Annotated in this window: 18 protein-coding genes, 1 pseudogene and 1 riboswitch; of the genes and pseudogenes, 7 read left to right on the top strand and 12 right to left on the bottom strand. The window is 73.0% G+C overall.

Annotation, left to right across the window (positions count from 1 at the left end; all coding sequences use genetic code 11):
- Positions 1 to 11: 11 nt before the first annotated feature.
- Positions 12 to 767: a decaprenylphospho-beta-D-erythro-pentofuranosid-2-ulose 2-reductase gene (gene dprE2, locus M8J74_RS39205; protein WP_249841006.1), complete on the top strand. Its 756-nt coding sequence runs from the start codon at positions 12 to 14 to the stop codon at positions 765 to 767.
- Positions 768 to 783: 16 nt separating this feature from the next.
- Here the strand turns inward: dprE2 and M8J74_RS39200 are convergent, their stop codons facing one another.
- Together M8J74_RS39200 and trpS are read right to left on the bottom strand one after the other, a co-directional pair.
- Positions 784 to 1,362, bottom strand: a complete 579-nt coding sequence (locus M8J74_RS39200; RefSeq protein WP_249841005.1) for a 2'-5' RNA ligase family protein — start codon at positions 1,360 to 1,362, stop codon at positions 784 to 786.
- A gap of 138 nt (positions 1,363 to 1,500) precedes the next feature.
- Positions 1,501 to 2,514 (bottom strand): tryptophan--tRNA ligase, encoded by a 1,014-nt coding sequence (trpS, locus tag M8J74_RS39195; RefSeq protein WP_249841004.1) that lies wholly within the window; start codon positions 2,512 to 2,514, stop codon positions 1,501 to 1,503.
- Between the two features lie 123 nt (positions 2,515 to 2,637).
- Between trpS and M8J74_RS39190 the strand changes: the two genes are divergently transcribed.
- The gene (locus M8J74_RS39190; RefSeq protein ID WP_372500418.1) at positions 2,638 to 3,345 is read left to right on the top strand and encodes a hypothetical protein; all 708 of its coding nucleotides are present in this window, start codon (positions 2,638 to 2,640) and stop codon (positions 3,343 to 3,345) included.
- A 14-nt stretch (positions 3,346 to 3,359) separates the two neighbouring features.
- On the opposite strand, the gene M8J74_RS39185 is transcribed toward M8J74_RS39190, so the two are convergent.
- The 3 genes and pseudogenes from M8J74_RS39185 to M8J74_RS39175 form a co-directional block, all read right to left on the bottom strand.
- Positions 3,360 to 4,808, bottom strand: coding sequence for a glycine hydroxymethyltransferase (locus M8J74_RS39185; RefSeq protein ID WP_249841003.1), 1,449 nt, complete (start codon positions 4,806 to 4,808; stop codon positions 3,360 to 3,362).
- A gap of 33 nt (positions 4,809 to 4,841) precedes the next feature.
- Positions 4,842 to 4,929, bottom strand: a riboswitch (ZMP/ZTP riboswitch).
- A 58-nt stretch (positions 4,930 to 4,987) separates the two neighbouring features.
- Positions 4,988 to 6,170, bottom strand: a pseudogene (locus M8J74_RS39180) (glutathionylspermidine synthase family protein).
- A 7-nt stretch (positions 6,171 to 6,177) separates the two neighbouring features.
- Positions 6,178 to 6,516 (bottom strand): hypothetical protein, encoded by a 339-nt coding sequence (locus tag M8J74_RS39175; protein WP_249841002.1) that lies wholly within the window; start codon positions 6,514 to 6,516, stop codon positions 6,178 to 6,180.
- 138 nt (positions 6,517 to 6,654) lie between these two features.
- On the opposite strand from M8J74_RS39175, the gene M8J74_RS39170 reads away from it, so the two are divergent.
- Positions 6,655 to 7,476, top strand: a complete 822-nt coding sequence (locus M8J74_RS39170; RefSeq protein ID WP_249841013.1) for a DMT family transporter — start codon at positions 6,655 to 6,657, stop codon at positions 7,474 to 7,476.
- A 97-nt stretch (positions 7,477 to 7,573) separates the two neighbouring features.
- Complete coding sequence (locus tag M8J74_RS39165) at positions 7,574 to 9,775, top strand: chorismate-binding protein (protein WP_249841001.1); 2,202 nt, start codon at positions 7,574 to 7,576, stop codon at positions 9,773 to 9,775.
- Positions 9,776 to 9,779: 4 nt separating this feature from the next.
- Here M8J74_RS39165 and pdxR read toward each other — a convergent pair whose 3' ends face one another.
- Positions 9,780 to 11,180, bottom strand: coding sequence for a MocR-like pyridoxine biosynthesis transcription factor PdxR (gene pdxR, locus M8J74_RS39160; protein ID WP_249841000.1), 1,401 nt, complete (start codon positions 11,178 to 11,180; stop codon positions 9,780 to 9,782).
- 47 nt (positions 11,181 to 11,227) lie between these two features.
- On the opposite strand from pdxR, the gene M8J74_RS39155 reads away from it, so the two are divergent.
- Genes M8J74_RS39155 through M8J74_RS39145 form a run of 3 tightly spaced genes read left to right on the top strand, consistent with a single transcriptional unit; the run spans position 11,228 to position 12,926 of the window.
- Positions 11,228 to 11,728 carry a carboxymuconolactone decarboxylase family protein gene (locus tag M8J74_RS39155; protein ID WP_249840999.1) on the top strand — a complete coding sequence of 167 codons (501 nt, stop codon included), beginning with the start codon at positions 11,228 to 11,230 and terminating at the stop codon, positions 11,726 to 11,728.
- A complete protein-coding gene (locus M8J74_RS39150; RefSeq protein WP_249840998.1) occupies positions 11,725 to 12,204 on the top strand; it encodes a carboxymuconolactone decarboxylase family protein in 480 nt (159 codons plus the stop codon). The genes M8J74_RS39155 and M8J74_RS39150 overlap by 4 nt, the downstream gene beginning before the upstream one ends.
- The gene (locus tag M8J74_RS39145) at positions 12,201 to 12,926 is read left to right on the top strand and encodes an isocitrate lyase/PEP mutase family protein (protein WP_249840997.1); all 726 of its coding nucleotides are present in this window, start codon (positions 12,201 to 12,203) and stop codon (positions 12,924 to 12,926) included. Before M8J74_RS39150 ends, M8J74_RS39145 begins: the two co-directional genes overlap by 4 nt.
- Before the next feature lie 24 nt (positions 12,927 to 12,950).
- Here the strand turns inward: M8J74_RS39145 and M8J74_RS39140 are convergent, their stop codons facing one another.
- From M8J74_RS39140 to M8J74_RS39115, 6 genes are all read right to left on the bottom strand, one after another.
- A complete protein-coding gene (locus M8J74_RS39140) occupies positions 12,951 to 13,904 on the bottom strand; it encodes an ABC transporter substrate-binding protein (RefSeq protein WP_249840996.1) in 954 nt (317 codons plus the stop codon).
- 1 nt (position 13,905) lies between these two features.
- Positions 13,906 to 15,849: an ABC transporter permease gene (locus M8J74_RS39135; protein ID WP_249840995.1), complete on the bottom strand. Its 1,944-nt coding sequence runs from the start codon at positions 15,847 to 15,849 to the stop codon at positions 13,906 to 13,908.
- Entirely contained in the window at positions 15,849 to 16,931 is a 1,083-nt protein-coding gene (locus M8J74_RS39130) for a quaternary amine ABC transporter ATP-binding protein (protein WP_249840994.1), read from the bottom strand. The genes M8J74_RS39135 and M8J74_RS39130 overlap by 1 nt, the downstream gene beginning before the upstream one ends.
- Entirely contained in the window at positions 16,931 to 18,460 is a 1,530-nt protein-coding gene (locus M8J74_RS39125; RefSeq protein WP_249840993.1) for a GMC family oxidoreductase, read from the bottom strand. The genes M8J74_RS39130 and M8J74_RS39125 overlap by 1 nt, the downstream gene beginning before the upstream one ends.
- Positions 18,461 to 18,518: 58 nt before the next feature.
- Positions 18,519 to 20,048, bottom strand: coding sequence for an aldehyde dehydrogenase family protein (locus M8J74_RS39120; RefSeq protein ID WP_249840992.1), 1,530 nt, complete (start codon positions 20,046 to 20,048; stop codon positions 18,519 to 18,521).
- Between the two features lie 229 nt (positions 20,049 to 20,277).
- On the bottom strand, positions 20,278 to 21,192 hold a 915-nt coding region (locus M8J74_RS39115), incomplete at its 5' end, for a serine/threonine kinase C-terminal domain-containing protein (protein ID WP_283949137.1).

The raw sequence follows: 21,192 nt of genomic DNA, 5'->3' as shown, positions 1-21,192 counted from the left end.
GAGCTGCTGTCGTGAAGGACGCCTTCGGTCTGCCCCAGTCCCTGCTCGTCCTCGGCGGAACGTCCGAGATCGCGCTCGCCACCGTCCGCCGGCTGATCGCGCGCCGCACGCGCGTGGTGTGGCTCGCCGGGCGCCCCTCCCCCGCCCTGGAGACGGCGGCCGCCGAACTGCGCGCCCTGGGTCCCGAGGTGCACACCGTCGCCTTCGACGCGCTCGACCCCGGCGCGCACGAGGAGGTGCTCGGCAAGATCTTCGCGGAGGGCGACGTCGACATGGTGCTGCTCGCCTTCGGCGTCCTCGGCGACCAGGCCGGCGACGAGCGCGAACCGGCCGCTGCGGTGCGGGTCGTGCAGACCAACTACACGGGCGCGGTCTCGGCGGGACTGGTCGCCGCCCGCGCGCTGCAGGCCCAGGGGCACGGCTCGCTGGTGGTGCTGTCGTCCGTGGCCGGCGAGCGGGCCCGGCGCAGCAACTTCATCTACGGCTCCAGCAAGGCCGGCCTGGACGCCTTCGCGCAGGGGCTGGGCGACGCGCTGCACGGCACCGGCGTGCACGTCATGGTCGTACGCCCCGGGTTCGTCCGGTCGAAGATGACCGAGGGACTGCCCGAGACCCCGCTCGCGACGACGCCGGAGAGCGTGGCGACGGCCGTCGAACTGGGCCTGCGGCGGCGCTCGGAGACGGTGTGGGTGCCGGGCGCGCTGCGCGTGGTGATGTCGGCCCTCCGGCACGTCCCGCGCGGTCTGTTCCGGCGGCTGGCCCTCTGACGGCCGGCGGCGGCTGCTAGCGGCTGCCGATGGTGCCGCGTTCGACGTGACCGGCCTGCGGCGGTACGACCGTGCCGCCGAAGGCGAACTCCCGCAGCTTGCGCCACACGCCGTCCGCGCCCTGCTCGTACAGGGCGAACCCGGTGCACGGCCAGTCGGCCTCGTAGCCGGCGAGTTCCTCGAAGGCGCGGTCCATCGCCTCGTCGTCGATGCCGTGGGCGACCGTGACGTGCGGGTGGTACGGGAACTGCAGTTCGCGCGGCACGGGACCGGAGGCGTCCCGGACCTGCTTCTGCAGCCAGGTGCACGCCTCGGCGCCCTCGGCGACCCGGACGTAGACCACCGGGGACAGCGGCCGGAAGGTGCCGGTGCCGGACAGGCGCATCGGGAACGGGCGGCCGCTGGCGGCGACCTCGGCCAGGTGCGCCTCCACGGCCGCCAGGTCGGCGCCGTCGATCTCGGTCGGCGGCAGCAGGGTGACATGCGTGGGGATGCCGTGAGCAGCGGCGTCGCCGAAGCCCGCGCGCAGCTGCTGGAGCTTGCTGCCGTGTGGCTCCGGGACCGCGATCGACACTCCGATCGTTACGGTCCCCACGTCGTCTCCTGTCGTCGTGACGGGTCGGTCTGTCGGCCGTCGGCTATCGACTGTACGGCCACGGCTGTGCCGCGGGCAGGCGCAACCGTAGTGATGTGCAGCGCTCTGCCCGGTGGTACGTGTGTTCGGCGGTGTACGTCAGTGCTTGGCGGGCAGGAAGCCCACCCTGTCGTACGCCTGGGCGAGGGTCTCGGCGGCGACGGCGCGCGCCTTCTCCGCGCCCTTGGCGAGGATCGAGTCCAGCGTCTCCGAGTCGTCCAGGTACTGCTGGGTGCGCTCCCGGAAGGGCGTGACGAACTCGACCATGACCTCGGCGAGGTCGGTCTTGAGCGCGCCGTACATCTTGCCCTCGTACTCGGCCTCCAGCTCGGCGATCGTCTTGCCGGTGAGGGTGGAGTAGATCGTGAGCAGGTTGCTGACGCCCGGCTTGTTCTCCGCGTCGTAGCGGATGACGGTGTCGGTGTCGGTGACGGCGCTCTTGACCTTCTTGGCGGTGGCCTTGGGGTCGTCGAGGAGGTTGATGAGGCCCTTCGGCGTGGACGCCGACTTGCTCATCTTGATCGACGGGTCCTGCAGGTCGTAGATCTTCGCCGTCTCCTTGAGGATGTACGGCTTCGGGATCGTGAAGGTCTCGCCGAAGCGGCCGTTGAAGCGCGTGGCGAGGTCGCGGGTCAGCTCGACGTGCTGGCGCTGGTCCTCGCCGACCGGGACCTCGTGGGCCTGGTAGAGCAGGATGTCGGCGACCTGGAGGATCGGGTACGTGAACAGGCCGACGCTGGCCCGGTCGGCGCCCTGCTTGGCGGACTTGTCCTTGAACTGCGTCATGCGGGAGGCCTCGCCGAAGCCGGTGAGGCAGTTCATGACCCAGGCCAGCTGGGCGTGCTCGGGGACATGGCTCTGCACGAAGAGCGTGCAGCGGTCCGGGTCGAGGCCGGCCGCGAGGAGCTGGGCGGCGGCGAGCCGGGTGTTGGCCCGCAGCTGTGCCGGGTCCTGCGGGATCGTGATCGCGTGCAGGTCGACGACCATGTAGAACGCGTCGTGGCTCTCTTGCAGCGCCACCCACTGGCGCACGGCGCCGAGGTAGTTGCCGAGGTGGAACGAGCCGGCGGTGGGCTGGATGCCGGACAGCACGCGAGGTCGGTCAGAGGCCATGCTCACCATTCTCTCAGGTTCGCGGACCCGATCCGGAACCGGCCGGAAACAGGTGGGAACCGATCTGTGCCCGGCGGTGTAACAAGGTGGGGGACGGACGGCGGAGCAGCGAGGGGGAGGCCGATGCGACGGCTGGGGGGACGGGCGGGGGCCGGGTGCGGGGCCCTGGTGTCGGCGGTGGCGGTGTTCGCGGTGTGCGGCACCCCGGCGGCTCACGCGGACGGCGAGCGGGACGTCCCGGACGTGGCGATGGTCGTCGCGGGCGGTACGGGGCGGACGACCGTGCTGCGGTCCGGCGAGGCCGCCTTCGCGTGTCTGCGGCGGCTGCTGGCGCCGACGTACACGGGCACGGAGCGGGTGCCGGAGGACTGGGACGAGGGGCACTATCCGCCGGTGCACTTCACCGTGGTCTGGGGGCTGAGCGGCGTCGGGGGCTGGCCGCGGACGGACCGGGCGCCGGGCGGTGACGTGGCCGTGGAGCGGCAGGACCAGCTGCTCGTGACGGCCGACGGCACGCCCTGGATCCGCAGCGATCCCGCGCCCGAGGTCCGCGACGACGACATCCGCTGGCACCGGGCGCCGCGTTCGGTGTTCGTGGAGCTGGAGCGGGAGAAGGTGCTGAGCGGGCTGGGCAGTGTCTCCGGCACCGGGGAGGACAGCACCGGGAAGGAATCCGTCGCCGGCCGGAGTGCGGTCCGGTGGGGGCTCTCCGGGCTGGGTGCCGGGCTCGTGGCCGGCGTCGGCGGCACGCTGCTGATGCGCCGCGCGGCGGCCCGGCACGGGGCCGGACCGCCGCGGGACGAGCCACGACAGGAGCTGATCGACCTCTGACGGCCGCGGGGGCGTCAGCCGAGGTCGATCTCCGGGTACAGCGGGAAGCCGGCCACCAGGTCCGTGGCCCGCTGGGCGATCTCCTCGGACACCTTCGCGTCCAGGACGTGGGAGGCCTTGGAGGGGGCGCCCGACTTGGTGGTGCCCGGCTCGGCGGTGGTCAGGACGCGGTCGATCAGGCCCGCGACCTCGTCCATCTCGGCCGTGCCCAGACCGCGGGTGGTCAGGGCGGGGGTGCCGACGCGGATGCCGGAGGTGTACCAGGCGCCGTTCGGGTCGGCGGGGATGGCGTTGCGGTTGGTGACGATGCCGGAGTCGAGGAGCGCGGCCTCGGCCTGGCGGCCGGTGAGACCGTAGGAGGTGGCGACGTCGATCAGGTTCAGGTGGTTGTCGGTGCCGCCGGTCACCAGGGTCGCGCCGCGGCGCATCAGGCCCTCGGCCAGGGCGCGGGAGTTGTCGACGATGCGCTGGGCGTAGTCCTGGAACGCGGGCTGCCGGGCCTCGGCGAGGGCGACGGCCTTCGCGGCCATGACGTGCGGGAGCGGGCCGCCCAGCACCATCGGGCAGCCGCGGTCGACCTGGTCCTTGAGGGAGTCGTCGCACAGGACCATGCCGCCGCGCGGGCCGCGCAGCGACTTGTGGGTGGTGGTGGTGACGATCTGGGCGTGCGGGACCGGGTCGAAGTCGCCGGTGAGGACCTTGCCGGCGACGAGGCCCGCGAAGTGCGCCATGTCGACCATGAGCGTCGCGCCGACCTCGTCGGCGATCTCGCGCATGATCCGGAAGTTCACCAGACGGGGGTAGGCCGAGTAGCCCGCGACGATGATCAGCGGCTTGAACTCACGGGCGGACGTCCGCAGCGCCTCGTAGTCGATGAGGCCGGTGGCCGGGTCGGTGCCGTAGGAGCGCTGGTCGAACATCTTGCCGGAGATGTTCGGGCGGAAGCCGTGGGTGAGGTGGCCGCCGGCGTCCAGGGACATGCCGAGCATGCGCTGGTTGCCGAAGGCCTGGCGCAGCTCGGCCCAGTCGGCCTCGGAGAGGTCGTTGATCTGACGGACGCCGGTCTTCTGCAGGAAGGGCGCCTCGACACGGTCGGCGAGGACGGCCCAGAAGGCGACGAGGTTGGCGTCGATGCCGGAGTGCGGCTGGACGTAGGCGTGGCGGGCGCCGAACAGCTCCTTGGCGTGCTCGGCGGCCAGCGACTCCACCGTGTCGACGTTGCGGCAGCCGGCGTAGAAGCGGCGGCCGACGGTGCCCTCGGCGTACTTGTCGCTGAACCAGTTGCCCATCGCCAGGAGGGTCGCCGGGGAGGCGTAGTTCTCGGAGGCGATCAGCTTGAGCATCTCGCGCTGGTCGGCGACCTCCTGGCCGATGGCGTCGGCCACGCGCGGCTCGACGGCTCGGATCACGTCGAGGGCGGCGCGGAAGGCGGTGGACTCGGTGGAGAGGGAGTCGGCTGACATGAGGGACCTCCGGACGTCGGCTTTCAGCGTTCACGGTACGGCCCAGGCGCACGGCACTCAGTCGCTCGGGCCGCTCCCCGATGGTCGGTCCCATCCCAGCGCGCCAGTCACGGCCCGTCACTCACCCTACCGGGGATGCCGTAGGGCGCAGGGGGCCGTCCATCATGCGAGCGGTGGGGTCAGAGGATCACGTGGGGCAGGAAGCGGGCGTACTCGTCGGTGATCAGGCCGGACGACTCGCGGAGGCCGAGGCCCGCCGACTCGTCCTCGACGACCCAGGCGCCGAGGACGACGTGGTGGCCGTCGAAGGCCGGCAGCGGGGCCAGCTCCTGGTAGCAGCAGGGCTCCTCGCGCGGGACCGGCTCGCTGCCGGGCTCGTGGATCGTGACACCGGCGCCCTCGCGGCCCAGCAGCGGCTTGGCGACCCAGCCGGTCGCCGTCAGCTCGCGCGGGCCGTCGAGGTGCGCGGGGAGCAGGTTGGGGTGGTCCGGGTACAGCTCCCACAGGATCGCCAGCAGCGCCTTGTTGCTCAGCAGCATCTTCCAGGCGGGCTCGATCCACAGCGTGGAGCCCGTGCCGCCGCCGTTGTCGAGGGTGTCCAGGACGTGCCCGGCGAAGGCGTCGGTGGTCAACCACTCCCACGGGTAGAGCTTGAAGCAGCTGCGGATGAAGCGGAGCCGGTTGTCGACGAAGCGGCCGGAGAAGGAGTCCCAGCCGATCTCCTCCATCGAGATCCAGTCGGTGTCCAGGCCCGCCTGCTCGGCGGTCTCCTTGAGGTAGGCGACCGTCATCAGGTCCTCGCCGAGTTCGTCCTCCGAGGAGTGCGCGAAGTGCAGGGGGCCGCCGGGCGGGAGGAGCGGGGCCTGCCGCTTCCAGGCGGCGACGAGGCGTTCGTGCAGGGAGTTCCACTGGTCGGCGCCCGGGAAGCGCTCCTCCATCCAGAACCACTGCGGGGAGGCGGCCTCGACCAGGGAGGTGGGGGTGTCGGCGTTGTACTCCAGCAGCTTCGCCGGGCCCGTGCCGTCGTAGCGCAGGTCGAAACGGCCGTAGAGGGAGGGGAGTTCGGCGCGGCGCCGCCAGGCCTCGGTGACCGCCTCGGCCACGCGGGGGGTCGGTGACGCCCAGTTCGGGCAGGCGCCCCTCGGCGACGATGTGCCCGGCCGCGGCGATGCACATGCGGTGGAGTTCCTCGACGGTCTCCTCCAGGGCCTCGATCTCGCCGAGGGTGAAGGAGTAGTAGGCGCTCTCGTCCCAGTAGGGGCGCAGGGAGCCGTCGGGGTGGCGGGTGAGGGGGTAGATCAGGCCCTGTTCCTCGACGGTCCGCTGCCAGTCCGGGCGGGGGGTGATGGTGTGTCGGCGCATGGGTGCCTCAGCCGCCGGAGCTTCCCTTGCCGCCGCCGAAGCCGCCGCGGGAGACGCCGTGGCCGCCCGAACCGCCGGAGGACTTGCGGGGCCTGGTGAAGGAACCGCCGTCGACCCAGCCGCCCTTCTTGGTGCCCTCGTAGTACCAGGCGCCGTTGCCGGAGGACTTGCCGGAGGCGCAGTTCTTGTCGGCGACGACCTTGTAGCCCTTGGCCAGGTTGTAGCTGTCGCGGTCCACGCAGCGCTTGTCCGGATCGGAGGAGCACGCGGTGAGGGCGGCGGCGAGAAGGCCCATGCCGCCGAGTACGACCGTGCCCGAGCGTAGTGTCCGGCGTGCGTCCGCCATGTTCGTCTCCCCGTTGACGTGCCGTGTGACGTTCCGTGTGATGTTCCTTCGGCGCACAGCCTAAAGACAGGTAAGAGCGCTCGACGAGCCCTCGCCGCTGTGGTAGCCCTCCCCTACAGTCACTTTGTGATCTTTGGGATGGTGTGCGCCCTGGGGGCGGCGGTCTGCTTCGGTACGGCCACGGTGTTGCAGGCGGTGGCCGCGCGGGAGGCGACCGGGGGCGGCGGCGGAGAGGCGGCGCTGCTGCTGCGGGCGCTGCGGCAGTGGCGGTATCTGGCCGGCCTGGCGCTGGACGGGCTGGGCTTCCTGCTGCAGATCGCGGCTCTGCGGTCCATCCCCATCTACGCGGTCGCGGCGGCCCTCGCGTCGAGTCTGGCGGTGACGGGCGTGGTCGCGGCCAAGCTGCTGCACGTGCGGCTGAGCAGGCTGGAGTGGGGCGCGGTCGCGACGGTGTGCGCCGGGCTGGCCATGCTGGGCCTGGCCTCGGGCACGGAGGGCGACCGTCAGGGCTCCATGGCGCTGAAGTGGGCGATGCTCGGGATCGCGGTGGTGGTGCTGGCGCTCGGGCTGGTGGGCGGACGGTGGTCGGGGCGCGGGCGGGATCTGGTGCTGGGGCTGGGGGCCGGGTTCGGCTTCGGGGTGGTCGAGGTGTCGGTGCGGCTGATCGACTCGCTCGCGCCGCTGGATCTCCTCGCCAATCCGGCGACGTACGCCCTGCTGATCGGCGGGGGCGCCGCCTTCCTGCTGCTCACCTCCGCGCTGCAGCGCGGTTCGGTGACCACGACCACCGCCGGGATGGTGATCGGCGAGACGATCTGGCCGGCGGCGGTGGGCGTGGTGTGGCTCGGCGACCGCACCCGGGAGGGGCTGACCTGGCTGGCGGTGCTGGGGTTCGCCGTGGCGGTGGCGGCGGCGCTGGCACTGGCCCGGTTCGGGGAGGCGCCGGCGGAGACGGCGTGAGCCCGTCGGCCGTCTGAACGAGGCGTGGGGCTCACCCGTACTGGAAGGCGCGCGGCAGGAATCATCGGCCTGGGCGCGGACCGAGGGAGGTGGGCGGATGAGGATCCTGCTCATCGACCGTCACGACGCATACCCCTGCAACCTGTTCCAGCTGATCGCCGAGGTCAACGGCGAGGAACCGGTCGTGGTCCGGGACGACGCCACCGAGGCGGTTCCCGATCTCGCCGCATACCTCGCGGAGTTCGACAACGTCGTGGTGTCGCCGGGGCCCTGGCACCCGGCCGGACCGGGCGGCGCCGGGTTAGGCGCCGCCGCGCTCGCCGGGCCGGTGGTCCCGGTGCTCGGCGTCTGTCCGGAGCTTCCGGGCGGCGCGCCCGGCGAGCGGGGCGGGGCGGCGCCGGTGCCGCGGCCCCGGGCCGGGCGGCTGTCCAGGGTCAGGCACGACGGACGGGACCTGTTCCAGGGGCTCCCGCAGGACTTCACCGCGGTCCGGCACCCCTCCCCTGCGGTGCGGGAGCCGCTCCCGGAGACGCTCGAGGCCACCGCGTGGTCCGAGGACGGTGAGCCGCTGGGGCTGCGGCACCGCGGCCGGCCCCTGTGGGCGGTGCAGTTCCGCCCGGACTCGGCGCTCACCGAGTACGGCCACCGGATCATGGTCAACTTCCGCAATCTGACGGCGGTACGGGCGCGCAGGCCGCGGACGAAGAACACCGCGGTCACCCCGGCCGCGGCGGCGATCCCCACCCCCGCGCCGACCGTGGTACGGCCCCGCCGGGCGATGCCCGCCTTCCGGCTGCACAGCCGCCGGATCGCCGGGGCGGTGGACACGGAGGCCGCGTTCACGCGGATGTACGGGGCGTCGCGGCGGGCCTTCTGGCTGGACGGCGCGCTCGCCGAGGAGGGGTTGTCGCGGTTCTCGTTCCTCGGGGACGACAGCGGTCCGCTCGCGGAGTTCGTGCGCTACGACGTCGACGCCGGCCGGTGCGAGATCGAGCGGGCCGGGCGGCCCACCCGGAAGGTCACGGCGAGCGTCTTCGACTATCTGAAAAGGCAGTTGACCAGCCGCCGGGTGGACGCGGCCGGGCTGCCGTTCGACTTCACCGCGGGCTATGTCGGCTACTTCGGCTACGAGACGAAGGCCGACTGCGGCTCGGCGAACCGGCACTCCTCCGAACTGCCGGACGCCTGCTGGCTGTTCGCCGACCGGCTGATCGCCGTGGACCACCTCAAGCGGTTCACCTACGCGGTCTGCCTCGCCGAGGACACCCCGCAGGCCGCGCGGGAGGCGGAGGACTGGCTGGAGGGCGCGCTGGCCCAGCTGAGCTTCGTCGCCACCGACACCGGACGGCCCCCGCGGCACGCGCCGGCGGCGCCCGGGCCCGACCTCGGTGCCGCGGAGCCGTGGCTGGTGCGGGACCGGGCGAGGTACCTCGCCGACGTCGAGGACTGCCGGCGCGCGGTGCGGGCCGGGACCGGCCACGGGATCCGCCTGGCCGACACGGTCCGCCTACCCGCGCCGCCCGACGCCTACGACTTCCACCGCGTGCTGCGCCGGGTCGACCCCGCCCCCTACGGCGCGTTCCTGCGCTTCGGGGACGTCGACGTGGCCGGCTCGTCCCCCGAGCGGTTCCTGCGGATCACCCGGGACGGGGTGGCCGAGGCCCGGCCCGTCGAGGGCATCGCGCCGCGCGGCGACGGGCCCGCGGAGGACGCGGCGCTGCGGGACGCGCCGGCCGCGGACGCCGCGACGCGGGCCGGGCATCTGACGACCGTGGACCTGCTCCGCAACGACCTGGGCCGGGTGTGCCGTACCGGGTCGGTGCGGGTGACCCGGCTGATGGCCACCGAGACGTACGCCTCCGTGCACCAACTGGTCTCCACCGTGGAGGGGCGGCTGAAGGACGGCACGGACGCGGTGGACTGCGTGCGGGCCTGCTTCCCCGGCGGGTCGGCGACCGGGGCTCCGAAGCAGCGCGCGACGGAGGTCGCCGAGGCGCTGGAGACCGAGGCCCGCGGTGTCCACTCCGGGGCGCTCGGCTACCTGGGGTGCGGCGGCGGCGCCGATCTCGGCATCGTCGAGCGCACCGCCGTGTTCGCCGACGGGCTGCTGCACCTCGGCGCCGGCAGCACGATCGTCCTCGACTCCGACCCGGTCGCCGCGTACGACGAGATGCTGCTGAAAACGGCGGCCCCGATGCGGGCCCTGCGCGAGCACACCGTGGAGCGGATACGGGAGCAGCGCGCGGAGAGCGCGGTGCGCCAGGGGCGCGCGGGCGGCGGGGAGGGGGCGCGCCGGTGACCGGTCACGCCTCCGGCGGGTCCGGGAGCGCGGAGCACAGGGCGTCCAGGGCTCCCGACCAGGCGTGGTCGGGCGGGGTTCCGTAGCCCACGACGAGGGCGTCGCGCTGTTCGACGGTCGCCGCCGGATGGCGGTAGCGGCGCAGCCCGTGCAGGGCGAGGCCCTGCCAGTCCGCCGCGCGCAGCGTCGCCCGCTCGGTGCCGGGCGGCAGGCTGAGCACCATGTGCAGGCCGGCCGCGATGCCGGTGGCGTGGACGTGCGGGGCACGCCGGGCGACCGCCGCCACCAGGGCGTCGCGGCGGCGCCGGTAGCGCAGCCGGGCGGCGCGCACATGGCGGTCGTAGGCGCCGGAGACGAGGAACTCGGCGAGGGTCAGCTGGTCCAGGGCGCCGCAGGTGTCGATGTGCCCCTTCGCCCGCGCCGCCTCCACCGCGAGGTCCGGCGGCAGCACCAGCCAGGCCAGTCGCAGGCCGGGGGCGAGGGACTTGCTGGCCGTGCCCGCGTAGACGACGTGGTCGGGGTCGAGGCCCTGCAGGGCGCCGACGGGCTGGCGGTCGTAGCGGAACTCGCCGTCGTAGTCGTCCTCGACGACCACGCCGCCGGTGCGGCGCGCCCAGTCGACGACGGCCGCCCGACGGTCGCGGTGCAGGGTGCCGCCCATCGGGAACTGGTGGGCGGGGGTGAGCAGCACGGCCGACTCGTCGGTCAGCTCCCCCGGATCGGTGCCCCGTCGGTCGAAGGGCAGCGGCACGGTCCGCAGGCCGGCGTCCGCGAGCAGGTCCCAGTGCGCGTCGAGGCCGTAGGACTCCACGGCGATCGTGCTCGCGCCGCGGGCCCGCAACGCCGCGCCGAGGACGCGCAGGCCGTGCGAGATGCCGGCGCAGACCAGGATGCGTTCGGGGTCGGTGGTCACGCCCCGGGCGCGGGCCAGGTAGCCGGCGAGGGCGGTGCGCAGTTCGACGCGGCCGCGGGGGTCGCCGTAGCCGAGTGCCGTGTTCGGTGCCGTGGCGAGGGCGCGCCGGGCCGCCCTGAGCCACTGCGCGCGGGGGAAGGAGCCGAGGTCGGGGGTGCCGGGGACCAGGCTGTGGGCGGGGCCGGAGCGGGGGCGGGGGCGGGGTGCGGCATCGGCGGGCGGTACGACCGTCCGCTCGGCGACGCGGGTGCCCGAGCCCTGCCGCGCGGTCAGCCAGCCCTCCGCGACCAGGTCGGTGTAGGCCTCGGCGACCGTGTTGCGGGCGATGCCCAGGTCGGCGGCGAGGGCACGGGAGGAGGGCAGCCGGGTGCCGGGGGCCAGCCGGCCGGTGCGGACGGCCTCGCGCAGGGCGTCGGTCAGACCCCGGCGCACCCCTGGTCCGGCCGGTTCCAGGTGGAGGTCCACGCCCAGAGTGGCCCACGGTTTCGGCATGGAAATGGACCATACTCCTGGGCTGCCTCGCTCCTAGGGTCGAGGGCATGACCACATACGAGGACACGGCGGCCTACGCGCCCGAACACACCCCGCGGCTGAACTGGGCCGCACTCGCCCCGGACGTCTTCAAGGCCATGCTCCGGCTGGACGCGGCGGCCCGGCAGGGCCTGGACGCGCGGATGCTGGAACTGGTGAAGATCCGCGCCTCCCAGATCAACCACTGCGCCCGCTGCCTCGACATGCACACCAAGGACGCGCTGGCCGCCGGGGAGAGCGTCGAGCGGATCATCCAGCTCAGCGCGTGGGAGGAGTCCGCGCACTTCTACACCGAGAAGGAACTCGCGGCGCTGGAACTGACGGAGGCGGTGACCGTCCTCACGGACAGGTTCGTGCCCGACGCGGTGTACGACAGGGCGGCCAAGCACTTCGAGGAGGCGGAACTGGCCCAGCTGATCGCCGCGATCGCGGTGATCAACGCCTGGAACCGGTTCGGCGTCGCCTGCCGGGGCGAGGTCGGCCACTACCAGCCGGGGCAGTACAAGTGACCGCCAGGACACAGCTGTTGGACCCGGCGGTGGCCAAGGCCATGTCGGCGCTGAGTGCCGCCGCGAAGAAGGGCCTCGGCGACCCGGCCCTGGCCGAGCTGGTCGTCGTCCGGGCCTCGCAGCTCAACCACTGCGCCTTCTGCCTGGACATGCACCTCGCCCTCGCCCGCCGGCACGGCGTGCCGGAGCGGCAGCTGGACCTGCTGGCCGCCTGGGAGGAGGCCGGGGACGACGTCTTCGACGACCGGGAGCGGGCCGCGCTCGCGCTGACGGAGGCGGTGACCGTGCTGACCGGGGGCACCTCCCAGGCTTTCGGCTCTGGGGGAGGGTTCGTGCCCGACGAGGTCTACGAGGCCGCCGCCCGGCACTTCGACGAGACCGTGCTCGCCCATCTCGTCGCGCTGGTCGTCGCCATCAACAACTGGAACCGGGTGATGGTCGCCCGCCGGATCCCGCCGGGGGGATACACGCCGTGAGCAAGGTGGAAGCGTTCCGTGCGCTGCACAGGGGCCGTCTGCCGGGCGACCCGCTGGTCCTGCCCGGACCGTGGGACGCGGTCAGCGCGCGCGTCTTCGAGGAGGCCGGGTTCCCGGCGCTCGCCACGCCCAGCGCCGGGGTCGCCGCGTCGCTCGGGTACGCGGACGGGGCCACGCCGGCCGACGAGATGTTCGCCGCGGTGGCGCGCGTCTGCCGGGCCGTCGACGTGCCGGTGTCGGCGGATGTCGAGGACGGCTACGGTCTGGCGCCCGAGGAGCTGGTGGAACGGCTGCTGACGGCGGGTGCGGTGGGCTGCAACCTGGAGGACTCCACCGGGGGCGTCCTGAAGGACCCCCACGAGCACGCGCAGTGGCTGGCCGGGGTCCGGCACGCGGCCGGTGACCGGCTGTTCGTCAACGCGCGCGTCGACGTCTTCGTCCACGGCGACGGCGATCCCGAACGGGCCATCGAGCGGGCCGCGTTGTACGTCGCCGCGGGCGCCGACTGCGTCTATCCGATCGGCGCCCCGGCGAACGTACTGCCCCTGCTGCGGTCCGGGATCCAGGGCCCGATCAACGTGTACAGCAAGCTGGAGGGCGGCCCCACGCCCACCGAGCTCGGTGAACTGGGGGCCACCCGCGTCACGTTCGGGCCGACGCTGCAGCGCTGGGCGGCACTGGCGCTGCAGGGGATGACGGACGAGCTGAGGAAGCGGATGTGACCGGGAACGGCCGTGCTCCCCGGATCAGGACAGCCACGCCTTCCAGGTGGAGGCGTGGCCGTCCACCCACTTCTTCGCCGCCTGCTCGGGCGACAGCTTCTGGTCGGCGATCATCAGGGAGACCTCGTTCTGGTCCTCGGTCGTCCACCTGAACTTCTTCAGGAACGCCGCCGCCTTGCCGCCGTCCTTCGCGAAGCCGGCGTTGAGGTACTTCTGCAGCGGGGTGTGCGGGTAGGCGCAGGCGACCTTCGCCGGGTCCGCGTCGCAGCCCTCCTTGTACGGCGGCAGCTTCACCTCGGTCATCGGCACCTTCTTGAACAGCCACTGGGGGGCGTACCAGTACGTCAGGAAGGGCTTCTTCTCCTTGGCGAACTGCTTCATCTGCGTGATCTGCGCCGCCTCGGAACCGGCGAAGACGACCTGGTAGTTGAGCTTCAGGTTCTTCACCAGCGCCTTGTCGTTGGTGACGTAGGACGGGGAGCCGTCCATCAGCTGGCCCTTGCCGCCGCTCTCCGCGGTGCGGAACAGCGACGCGTACTTGTTCAGGTTCTTCCAGTTCGTGATGTCGGGGTGCTGCTTGACCAGGTAGGTCGGCACGTACCAGCCGATGTGGCCGGTCACGCCGAGGCCGCCGGCGCGGGTGATCGTCTTCTTGTCGGTGACGTACCGCTTCTCCTGGTCGGGGTGGCCCCAGTCCTCCAGGATCGCGTCGACGCGGCCCTGGCTGAGCGCGTCCCAGGCGGGCACCTCGTCGACCTGGACGGTGTCGACGCGGTAGCCCAGCTTGTGCTCCAGCAGGTACTGGGCGACGGCCACGTTGGCCTGTGCGCCGACCCAGGACTGCACGGACAGGGTCACGCTCTTGGTGCCCCCGGCGTTGGCGAAGGGGGACGCCTGCTTGGTCATGTCGGCGGCGCCGCAGCCGGTCAGCAGCGCCAGCGAGGCGACCGCGGCGGTCGCGGTGATACGGACGCGCATGTCACGCTCCCTTCTTCGCGCGGCGTTCGGTGGGCTGGGTCACCCGGTCGAGCATCAGCCCCAGGCAGACGATCGCCGCTCCCGCCACCAGACCGGTGGCCAGGTCGCCCTGGGCGAGGCCGAAGACGACGTCGTAGCCGAGCGCGCCTCCGCCGACCAGGCCGCCGATGATGACGACGGCGAGGACGAGGACCACGCCCTGGTTGACGGCGAGCAGCAACGCGGGCCGGGCGAGCGGCAGCTGGACCTGGCGCAGCTGCTGGGCGGGGGTCGCGCCCAGCGAGCGGGCCGACTCCAGGGCGGCCGGGTCGACCTGGCGCAGACCCTGCGTGGTGATGCGGACGACGGCGGGCAGCGCGTAGACGACGGCCGCCGCCACGGCGGGCGCGCGGCCCACGCCGAACAGGGCCACGACGGGGATGAGGTACACGAACTGCGGCATGGTCTGGAAGACGTCCAGGACCGGCCGGAGCAGCCGCTCGAAGCGGTCGCTGCGGGCCGCCGCGATACCGGTGGCGAAGCCCAGCACGAGGGTGACGGCGACGGCCGCCAGCACCTGGGAGAGGGTGTCCAGGGACGGCTTCCACACGCCCAGAACGCCGATCGCGGCCATGGCGAGGACGGCGGTCAGGGCGGTGCGCCAGGTGCCGATCAGCCAGGCCAGGGCGGCCACCACGAGCAGCACCGACCACCAGGGCAGCCACTGCAGGCCGCCGCGGATCGGGTCGAGGACCCAGGTGGTGAAGTGCCCCGCCCAGTCGGCGGTGCCGCCGACGACGGGCACGCCCGAGTAGAGGTGCGCGGTCATCCAGTCGACGGCCCGGTTCACCGGCTCGGCGATGTTCAGCGTCCAGGAGCCGGGCCAGTCGAGACGGCCCGCGAGCCGTCCGGCGAGCGCCACGGCGACGGCGGCGGCCGCGTACAGCCAGCCGCGGCCGGTGTTCTGGTGCTCCTCGCCCGCGTGTTCGCCCGCCGCGCAGGTGACGCGGTCCAGGACGACGGCCAGCAGCACGATCGGGATGCCGGCGGCGAGGGCCGCGCCGACGTCGACGGAGGCCAGCGCCTGGTAGACGCGGTCACCGAGGCCGGCGGCGCCGATGACGGACGCGATGACCGCCATGGACAGGGCCATCATGATCGTCTGGTTGAGGCCGAGGAGGAGTTCCTTGCGGGCCAGCGGCAGGCGGGCGGTCAGCAGCCGCTGGCGGCCGGTGGCGCCGAGCGAGTCGACGGCCTCGAGGACCTCCTTGTCCGCGCCGCGCAGGCCGAGGGAGGTGAGGCGGGCCATCGGCGGGGCGGCGTAGACGACGGTGGCGAGCACGGCCGCGGGCACGCCGATGCCGAAGACCAGCACGACGGGCAGCAGGTAGGCGAAGGCGGGCAGGACCTGCATGGTGTCCAGGACCGGGCGCAGGGCGCGGTCCAGCCGGTCGGACAGGCCAGCGCCCAGGCCCAGCAGCACGCCGACGAGCACCGACGCGAGGACGGCCACCACCATCAGGGCGAGCGTCTGCATGGTCGGGATCCACATGCCGAGCAGGCCGCAGGCGAGGAACGCCGCCGCGGAGCCGAGGGCCAGCTTCACGCCGGCGACCCGCCAGGCCACGAGGGCGCCGATCGCGGTGACGCCGGCCCAGCCCGCGGCCAGCAGGACCAGGTAGACGGCGCGTACGGAGACGACGACCGCGTTGCTGACGTAGCCGAAGCCGTAGAGGAACAGCGGGTGGCTGTCGCGGTTGTCGATGATCCAGTCGCTGACGTGGGTCAGCGGCTTGGAGAGGTCGACGGTGAGGGCGGCCGGCCAACTGCCGCTGGCCCAGCGCGCGTCGGCGAGCGGCACCAGGACCGCCGCGGCCAGCGCCAGGAGCAGCAGTTTGTGCACGGCCCGGTGTTTGAGGACGCCGGGCACGGCAACCCGGGGCGCGGACGTGGTCAGGGTCGCCATCACGCCGCCTCCTTCTGCGGCTCCGTTCCGGCGACGACACCGAGGAGCCTTTCGTGATCGACGACACCGACGCAGCGGCCGTCGTCGACGACGCAGGCCGGCTTGCCGCTGCGGGCGACGACCTTGATGGCGTCGGCGACGAGCTCGCCGGGCGCCAGGGCCTCCGGGTGCTCGGCGCCGCCGCAGCCGCCGGGCCGCATGGCGGTGCGCACGGTCATGACCTGTTCGCGGGAGACGTCCCGGACGAACTCGCGGACGTAGTCGTCGGCCGGGCTGCCCACGATCTCCTCGGGGGTGCCGAGCTGCACCACGCGGCCGTCGCGCATCAGGGCGATGCGGTCGCCGAGCTTGAGGGCCTCGCTCAGGTCGTGGGTGATGAAGACCATCGTGCGGCCCTCCTCGCGGTGCAGGCGGATCACCTCCTCCTGCATGTCCCGCCGGATGAGCGGGTCGAGGGCGCTGAACGGCTCGTCGAAGAGCAGGACTTCGGGGTCGACGGCGAGCGCGCGGGCCAGGCCGACCCGCTGGCGCTGACCGCCGGAGAGCTGGCCGGGGCGGCGCTGCTCCATGCCCTCCAGGCCGACCTTGGTGACGACCTCGGCGGCGCGCTCGCGGCGTTCGGCCTTGGCGACGCCCTGGATCTCCAGGCCGTAGGCCACGTTGTCGATGACCGTGCGGTGCGGCAGCAGGCCGAAGTGCTGGAAGACCATCGCGGCCCGGTGGCGGCGCAGTTCACGCAGGCGGGACCTGTCCATGGCGCGGACGTCCTCGCCGTCGATGGCGATCGTGCCGGCCGTCGGCTCGATGAGCCGCGTCAGGCAGCGCACCAGGGTGGACTTGCCGGAGCCCGACAGGCCCATGACCACGAAGACCTCGCCCTTGCGCACGTCGAAGGAGACGTCGCGGACGGCGGCCGTGCAGCCGGTGCGGGCGCGCAGCTCGGCGGGGTCGAGGGCGGTCAGTTCGGGATCGTCCGGAATCCGGTCGGCCTTCGGGCCGAAGACCTTCCACAGCCCGTCGACGGAGAAGACGGGTTCCGACACGGCCGTGTCCGTACGCGTCGTGTCCAGGGTCGTACTCATCACGCACCACCTCCGATCAGCTCGACGGCCCTCTCCCCGACCATGAGGACCCCGATCATCGGGTTCACCGCGGTCATCGTCGGGAAGACCGAGGCGTCCGCGATACGGATGCCGTCCAGGCCTCGAATCCTCAACTCCGGGTCCACCACGGCCAGTTCGTCGTCGGCCGCGCCCATCTTGCAGGTGCCCGCCGGGTGGTAGACGGTGTGCGCGACCTTGCGGGCGTACTCGCTCAGTTCCTCGTCGCCGGTGATGTGCGGGCCGGGCGCGACCTCGCGCTTGAGCCAGCCGGCGAGCGGCTCGGTGGCCGCTATCTCGCGGGCGGCGCGGATGCCGTCGACGAGGGTGCGGGCGTCGTAGTCGTCCTCGTCGGTGAAGTAGCGGAAGTCCAGGGCGGGCTTGACCGACGGGTCCGCGCTCGTCAGGTACAGCCGGCCGCGGCTCTTCGGCTTGGGGATGTTCGGGGTCATCGACACGCCGAACTCGGGCTTCTCGTAGCCCAGTCGCTCCGGGTTGTCGGTGAAGGGGACCTGGTAGAAGTGGAACATCAGGTCCGGTCCCGCGTGGCCGGGGTCGCGGCGCACGAACAGTCCGGCGTCGCTGTCCATCGCGGAGTTCTCCGGGATCGGGCCGTCGGTCTCCCAGACGATCACCGACTCGGGATGGTCGAGGAGGTTCTCGCCCACGCCCGGCAGGTCGTGCACGACGGGGATGCCGAGCGCCTGAAGGTCCTCGCGGGGGCCGATGCCGGAGTGCAGCAGCAGGCGCGGGGAGTCCACGGCGCCGGCGCACAGCACGACCTCGCGGCGGGCCCGGATCAGCAGGTCCTCGCCGTCCTTGGTGCGCACGTGCACGCCCTCGGCGCGGGTGCCGTCCAGCTCCAGCCGGTGCGCCCAGGTCTCCAGGAGGATCGTCAGGTTGGGGCGCTCGTCCATCACCGGGTGCAGATACGCCACCGACGCGGACGACCGCTTGTTGTTCTCGGGGTGGTAGGCGAGGTCGAAGAAGCCGACGCCGTCGTCGAAGGGCTTGGCGTTGAAGCCCTCGATGCGGGGGACGCCGAGCGCCTTCTGCGCCGCGTCGACGAAGTCGCGGGCGATGGCGTTGCGGTCCTTCTCGTCGACCGGGACGATGTTGTTCTTCAGCCGCGCGTAGTACGCCTCCATCTGCACCGGGCCCCAGCCCTTGGCGCCGGCCTGCTCCCACTCCTCCCAGTCGGAGGGCAGCGGCTTGAAGGCGATGAGCGTGTTGTGGGACGAGCAGCCGCCGAGGACGCGGGCGCGGCTGTGCCGGATGTGCGAGTTGCCGCGCGGCTGCTCGGTGGTCGGGTAGTCGTAGTCGAGTTCGCCGCCGAGCAGGCCCATCCAGCGGCGCAGCGTCAGCACGTCCTCGCGGCCGACGTCGCTCGGGCCGCCCTCGATGACGGCGACGGTGACGTCGGGGTTCTCGGTGAGGCGGGAGGCGATGACGGAGCCCGCCGTACCGCCGCCGATGACGACGTAGTCGTAGGTGTGGTGGTTCTCGGGCATGGGGGTGACTCCAGGTGGGGGCCAGGGGTGGTTCGGGTGCGGGGGGCGCGGGCCGGTGTCAGCCCGCGAACCAGCGCACCGGCTTCGGCGCCAGGTTCTGGTAGACGTGCTTGGTCTCGCGGTACTCGGCGAGGCCGGCCGGGCCGAGTTCGCGGCCCACTCCGCTCTTGCCGAAGCCGCCCCACTCCGCCTGGGGGAGGTAGGGGTGGAAGTCGTTGATCCAGACGGTGCCGTGGCGCAGCCGGCCGGCGACCCGGCGGGCGCGTCCGGCGTCGGCGGTCCAGACGGCGCCGGCGAGTCCGTACTCGGTGTCGTTGGCGAGAGCGACGGCCTCGTCCTCGGTGCGGAAGGTCTCCACGGTCAGCACCGGCCCGAAGACCTCCTCGCGCACGACCCGCATCTCGCGGTGGCACTGGTCGAGGACGGTCGGCTCGTAGAACCAGCCGCCGGCGGGACGGGCCGCGGTGGGCTCGGGGCGCTTGCCGCCGGTCCGCAGCACGGCGCCCTCCGCGAGCGCGGAGGCGACGTAGTCCTCGACCTTGGCGCGCTGCTGCTCGGAGACGAGCGGCCCGCACTCGACGCCGTCCTCGGTGCCGCGGCCGAGGCGGATCTTCGCGGCGCGGCGGGCGAGTTCGGCGACGAAGCGCTCGCGCAGCGACTCCTCGACGATCAGCCGGCCGCCCGCGGAGCAGACCTGGCCGCTGTGGATGAAGGCGGCGTTGAGGGCCTGGTCGACGGCGGTGTCGAAGCCCTCCTCGGTCGCGCAGGCGTCGGCGAAGACGACGTTGGGGTTCTTGCCGCCGAGTTCGAGGGCGACCTTCTTGACGGTGGGCGCGGCGGCCTGGGCGACCTTGGTGCCGCTGACCAGTCCGCCGGTGAAGGACACCAGGTCGACGTCGGGGTGCTCGGCGAGCCGGGCGCCGACCGAGTGGCCGGGGCCGGTGACGACGCCGGCGACACCGGCGGGCAGGCCGGCCTCGGCGAGCAGGTCGATGAGGGCGACCGTGGTGAGGGGGGTGATCTCGCTCGGCTTCACGACGAAGGTGTTGCCGGCCGCGAGCGCCGGGGCGATCTTCCAACTCGCCTGGAGGAGGGGGTAGTTCCAGGGGGTGATCAGCGCGCAGACCCCGACGGGCTCGTGGACGACGACGCTGTGGACGTCGGCCGAGCCCGCGTCGACGACGCGGCCCGGCGCCTCGGCCGCGACCAGGTCGGCGAAGTAGCGGAAGGCGTCGGCGACACAGTCGATGTCGATGCGGCCCTCCTCCACGGTCTTGCCGGCGTCGCGGCTCTCCAGCCGGCCGAGGCGTTCGCGGTCGCGTATCAGCAGGTCGGCGACGCGGCGCAGCACGGCGGCGCGGCCGGCGGCGGGGGTGCGCGGCCACTCGCCTTCGTCGAAGGCCCGGCGGGCGGCCGCGACCGCCAGGTCCGTGTCCTTCTCGTCGCCCTCCGCGACCAGAGCGAAGGCCTGGCCGTCGGCGGGGTCGAGGATCTCGCGCGTGGCGCCGGAGACGGCTTCCCGCCACTCTCCTGCCACGTGGATGGTCGCCTGCGCGTCGAGCTCCAGGGCTTCTGCTCGGTCCGACATGATCGGTATTGCCTTCCGTTGCTGTCCAGATCCCGTGAGTCACACGGATGTCACTCACCGGGACCGTGAGCACATGCCCCCCGGCCGTCGTTGCATGCGCAATCCATGGCCGAAAGTGCGCTGTGTCACTGAAGATGCGGGCGAATGGGACGAAACGCCCGCCGGAAGGTGTTCTGAACCACAGGGACGGCCGGTGTCACCGGCCGTCCCCGGTCACGGAAGGGCCGGACTAGTCGATGCCGGGGTCGGCGTCGCAGGTGGTGTACGGCGGACAGAACCAGGCCAACGCCGTGGTGAGGTAGGTGAGTTCGTCGTCGCGGCCGTCGGAGTCGGGGCCGTAGGAGGCGATGGCGTAGATGTTGCCGTCGGCGGCGACGAAGCGCTCGTCGTAGACGTGCCAGGTGCCGATGTCGGGCTCACCGGAGAGGGAGTCCGCCACGTACTCCAGGCGCGAGCCGGTGAACTCGCCGTCGTCGAGGCGCTGCAGGTCGAGCTTCTCGAAGCCGGACGGCTTGCGGGTCTGGTCGGACAGGTAGAGCTGGAAGGAGGCGTCCGGGGACTCCTCCTGGACCTGGTAGACCTGCAGCCGGTGTTCCTTGTCGGCGCTGCGGTAGTTGACGACCGCGATGCCGTACTGCGACGGGACGGTGCTGCGCTTCCAGCCCTTGGGCACGGCGATCCGGAAGCCCTCGGCGTCGTCGCGCAGTTCGTACCCGGCGGGCGGCGCGGAGGCGGAGGGCGAGGCCGAGGGGGACGTCGTGCCTTCGGCGTACGGCGACGCGGACTGCTCCGGCGAGGAGGCCGGCGCCGACGTCGACCCGGCCGCGACCGGCCGCTTCCCGTCGTCGCCGCCCTTGCCGACGACCAGCGTCAGCACCAGGCTCACGGCGACACCGACGACGGCCGCCCCCACGACGACGGACCAGACGAGCCGCCTGCTGAGCCCACCGGAGGGGGCGGGCGCGGGCACCGGCTCGACGGGGGGCCAGGCGGCCCCGCCGGACCACTCGGGGACGGACCAGGAGGCGGGGGCGGCGGGCGGCACGGAGACACCGGCACCGGCACCGGTACCGGTACTGGCACCGGCAGGCGGGTGGCCGGCGGCACCGGCCGGCTGAGCCGGGGGCCAGGCGGCGCCCTCCGC

Origin of the sequence: Streptomyces panaciradicis (assembly GCF_023516615.1) — a bacterium.
GTDB lineage: Bacteria > Actinomycetota > Actinomycetes > Streptomycetales > Streptomycetaceae > Streptomyces > Streptomyces panaciradicis.
Note: the sequence above shows the minus strand (reverse complement) of the source record. Positions and strands in the feature narration are given on the sequence as shown.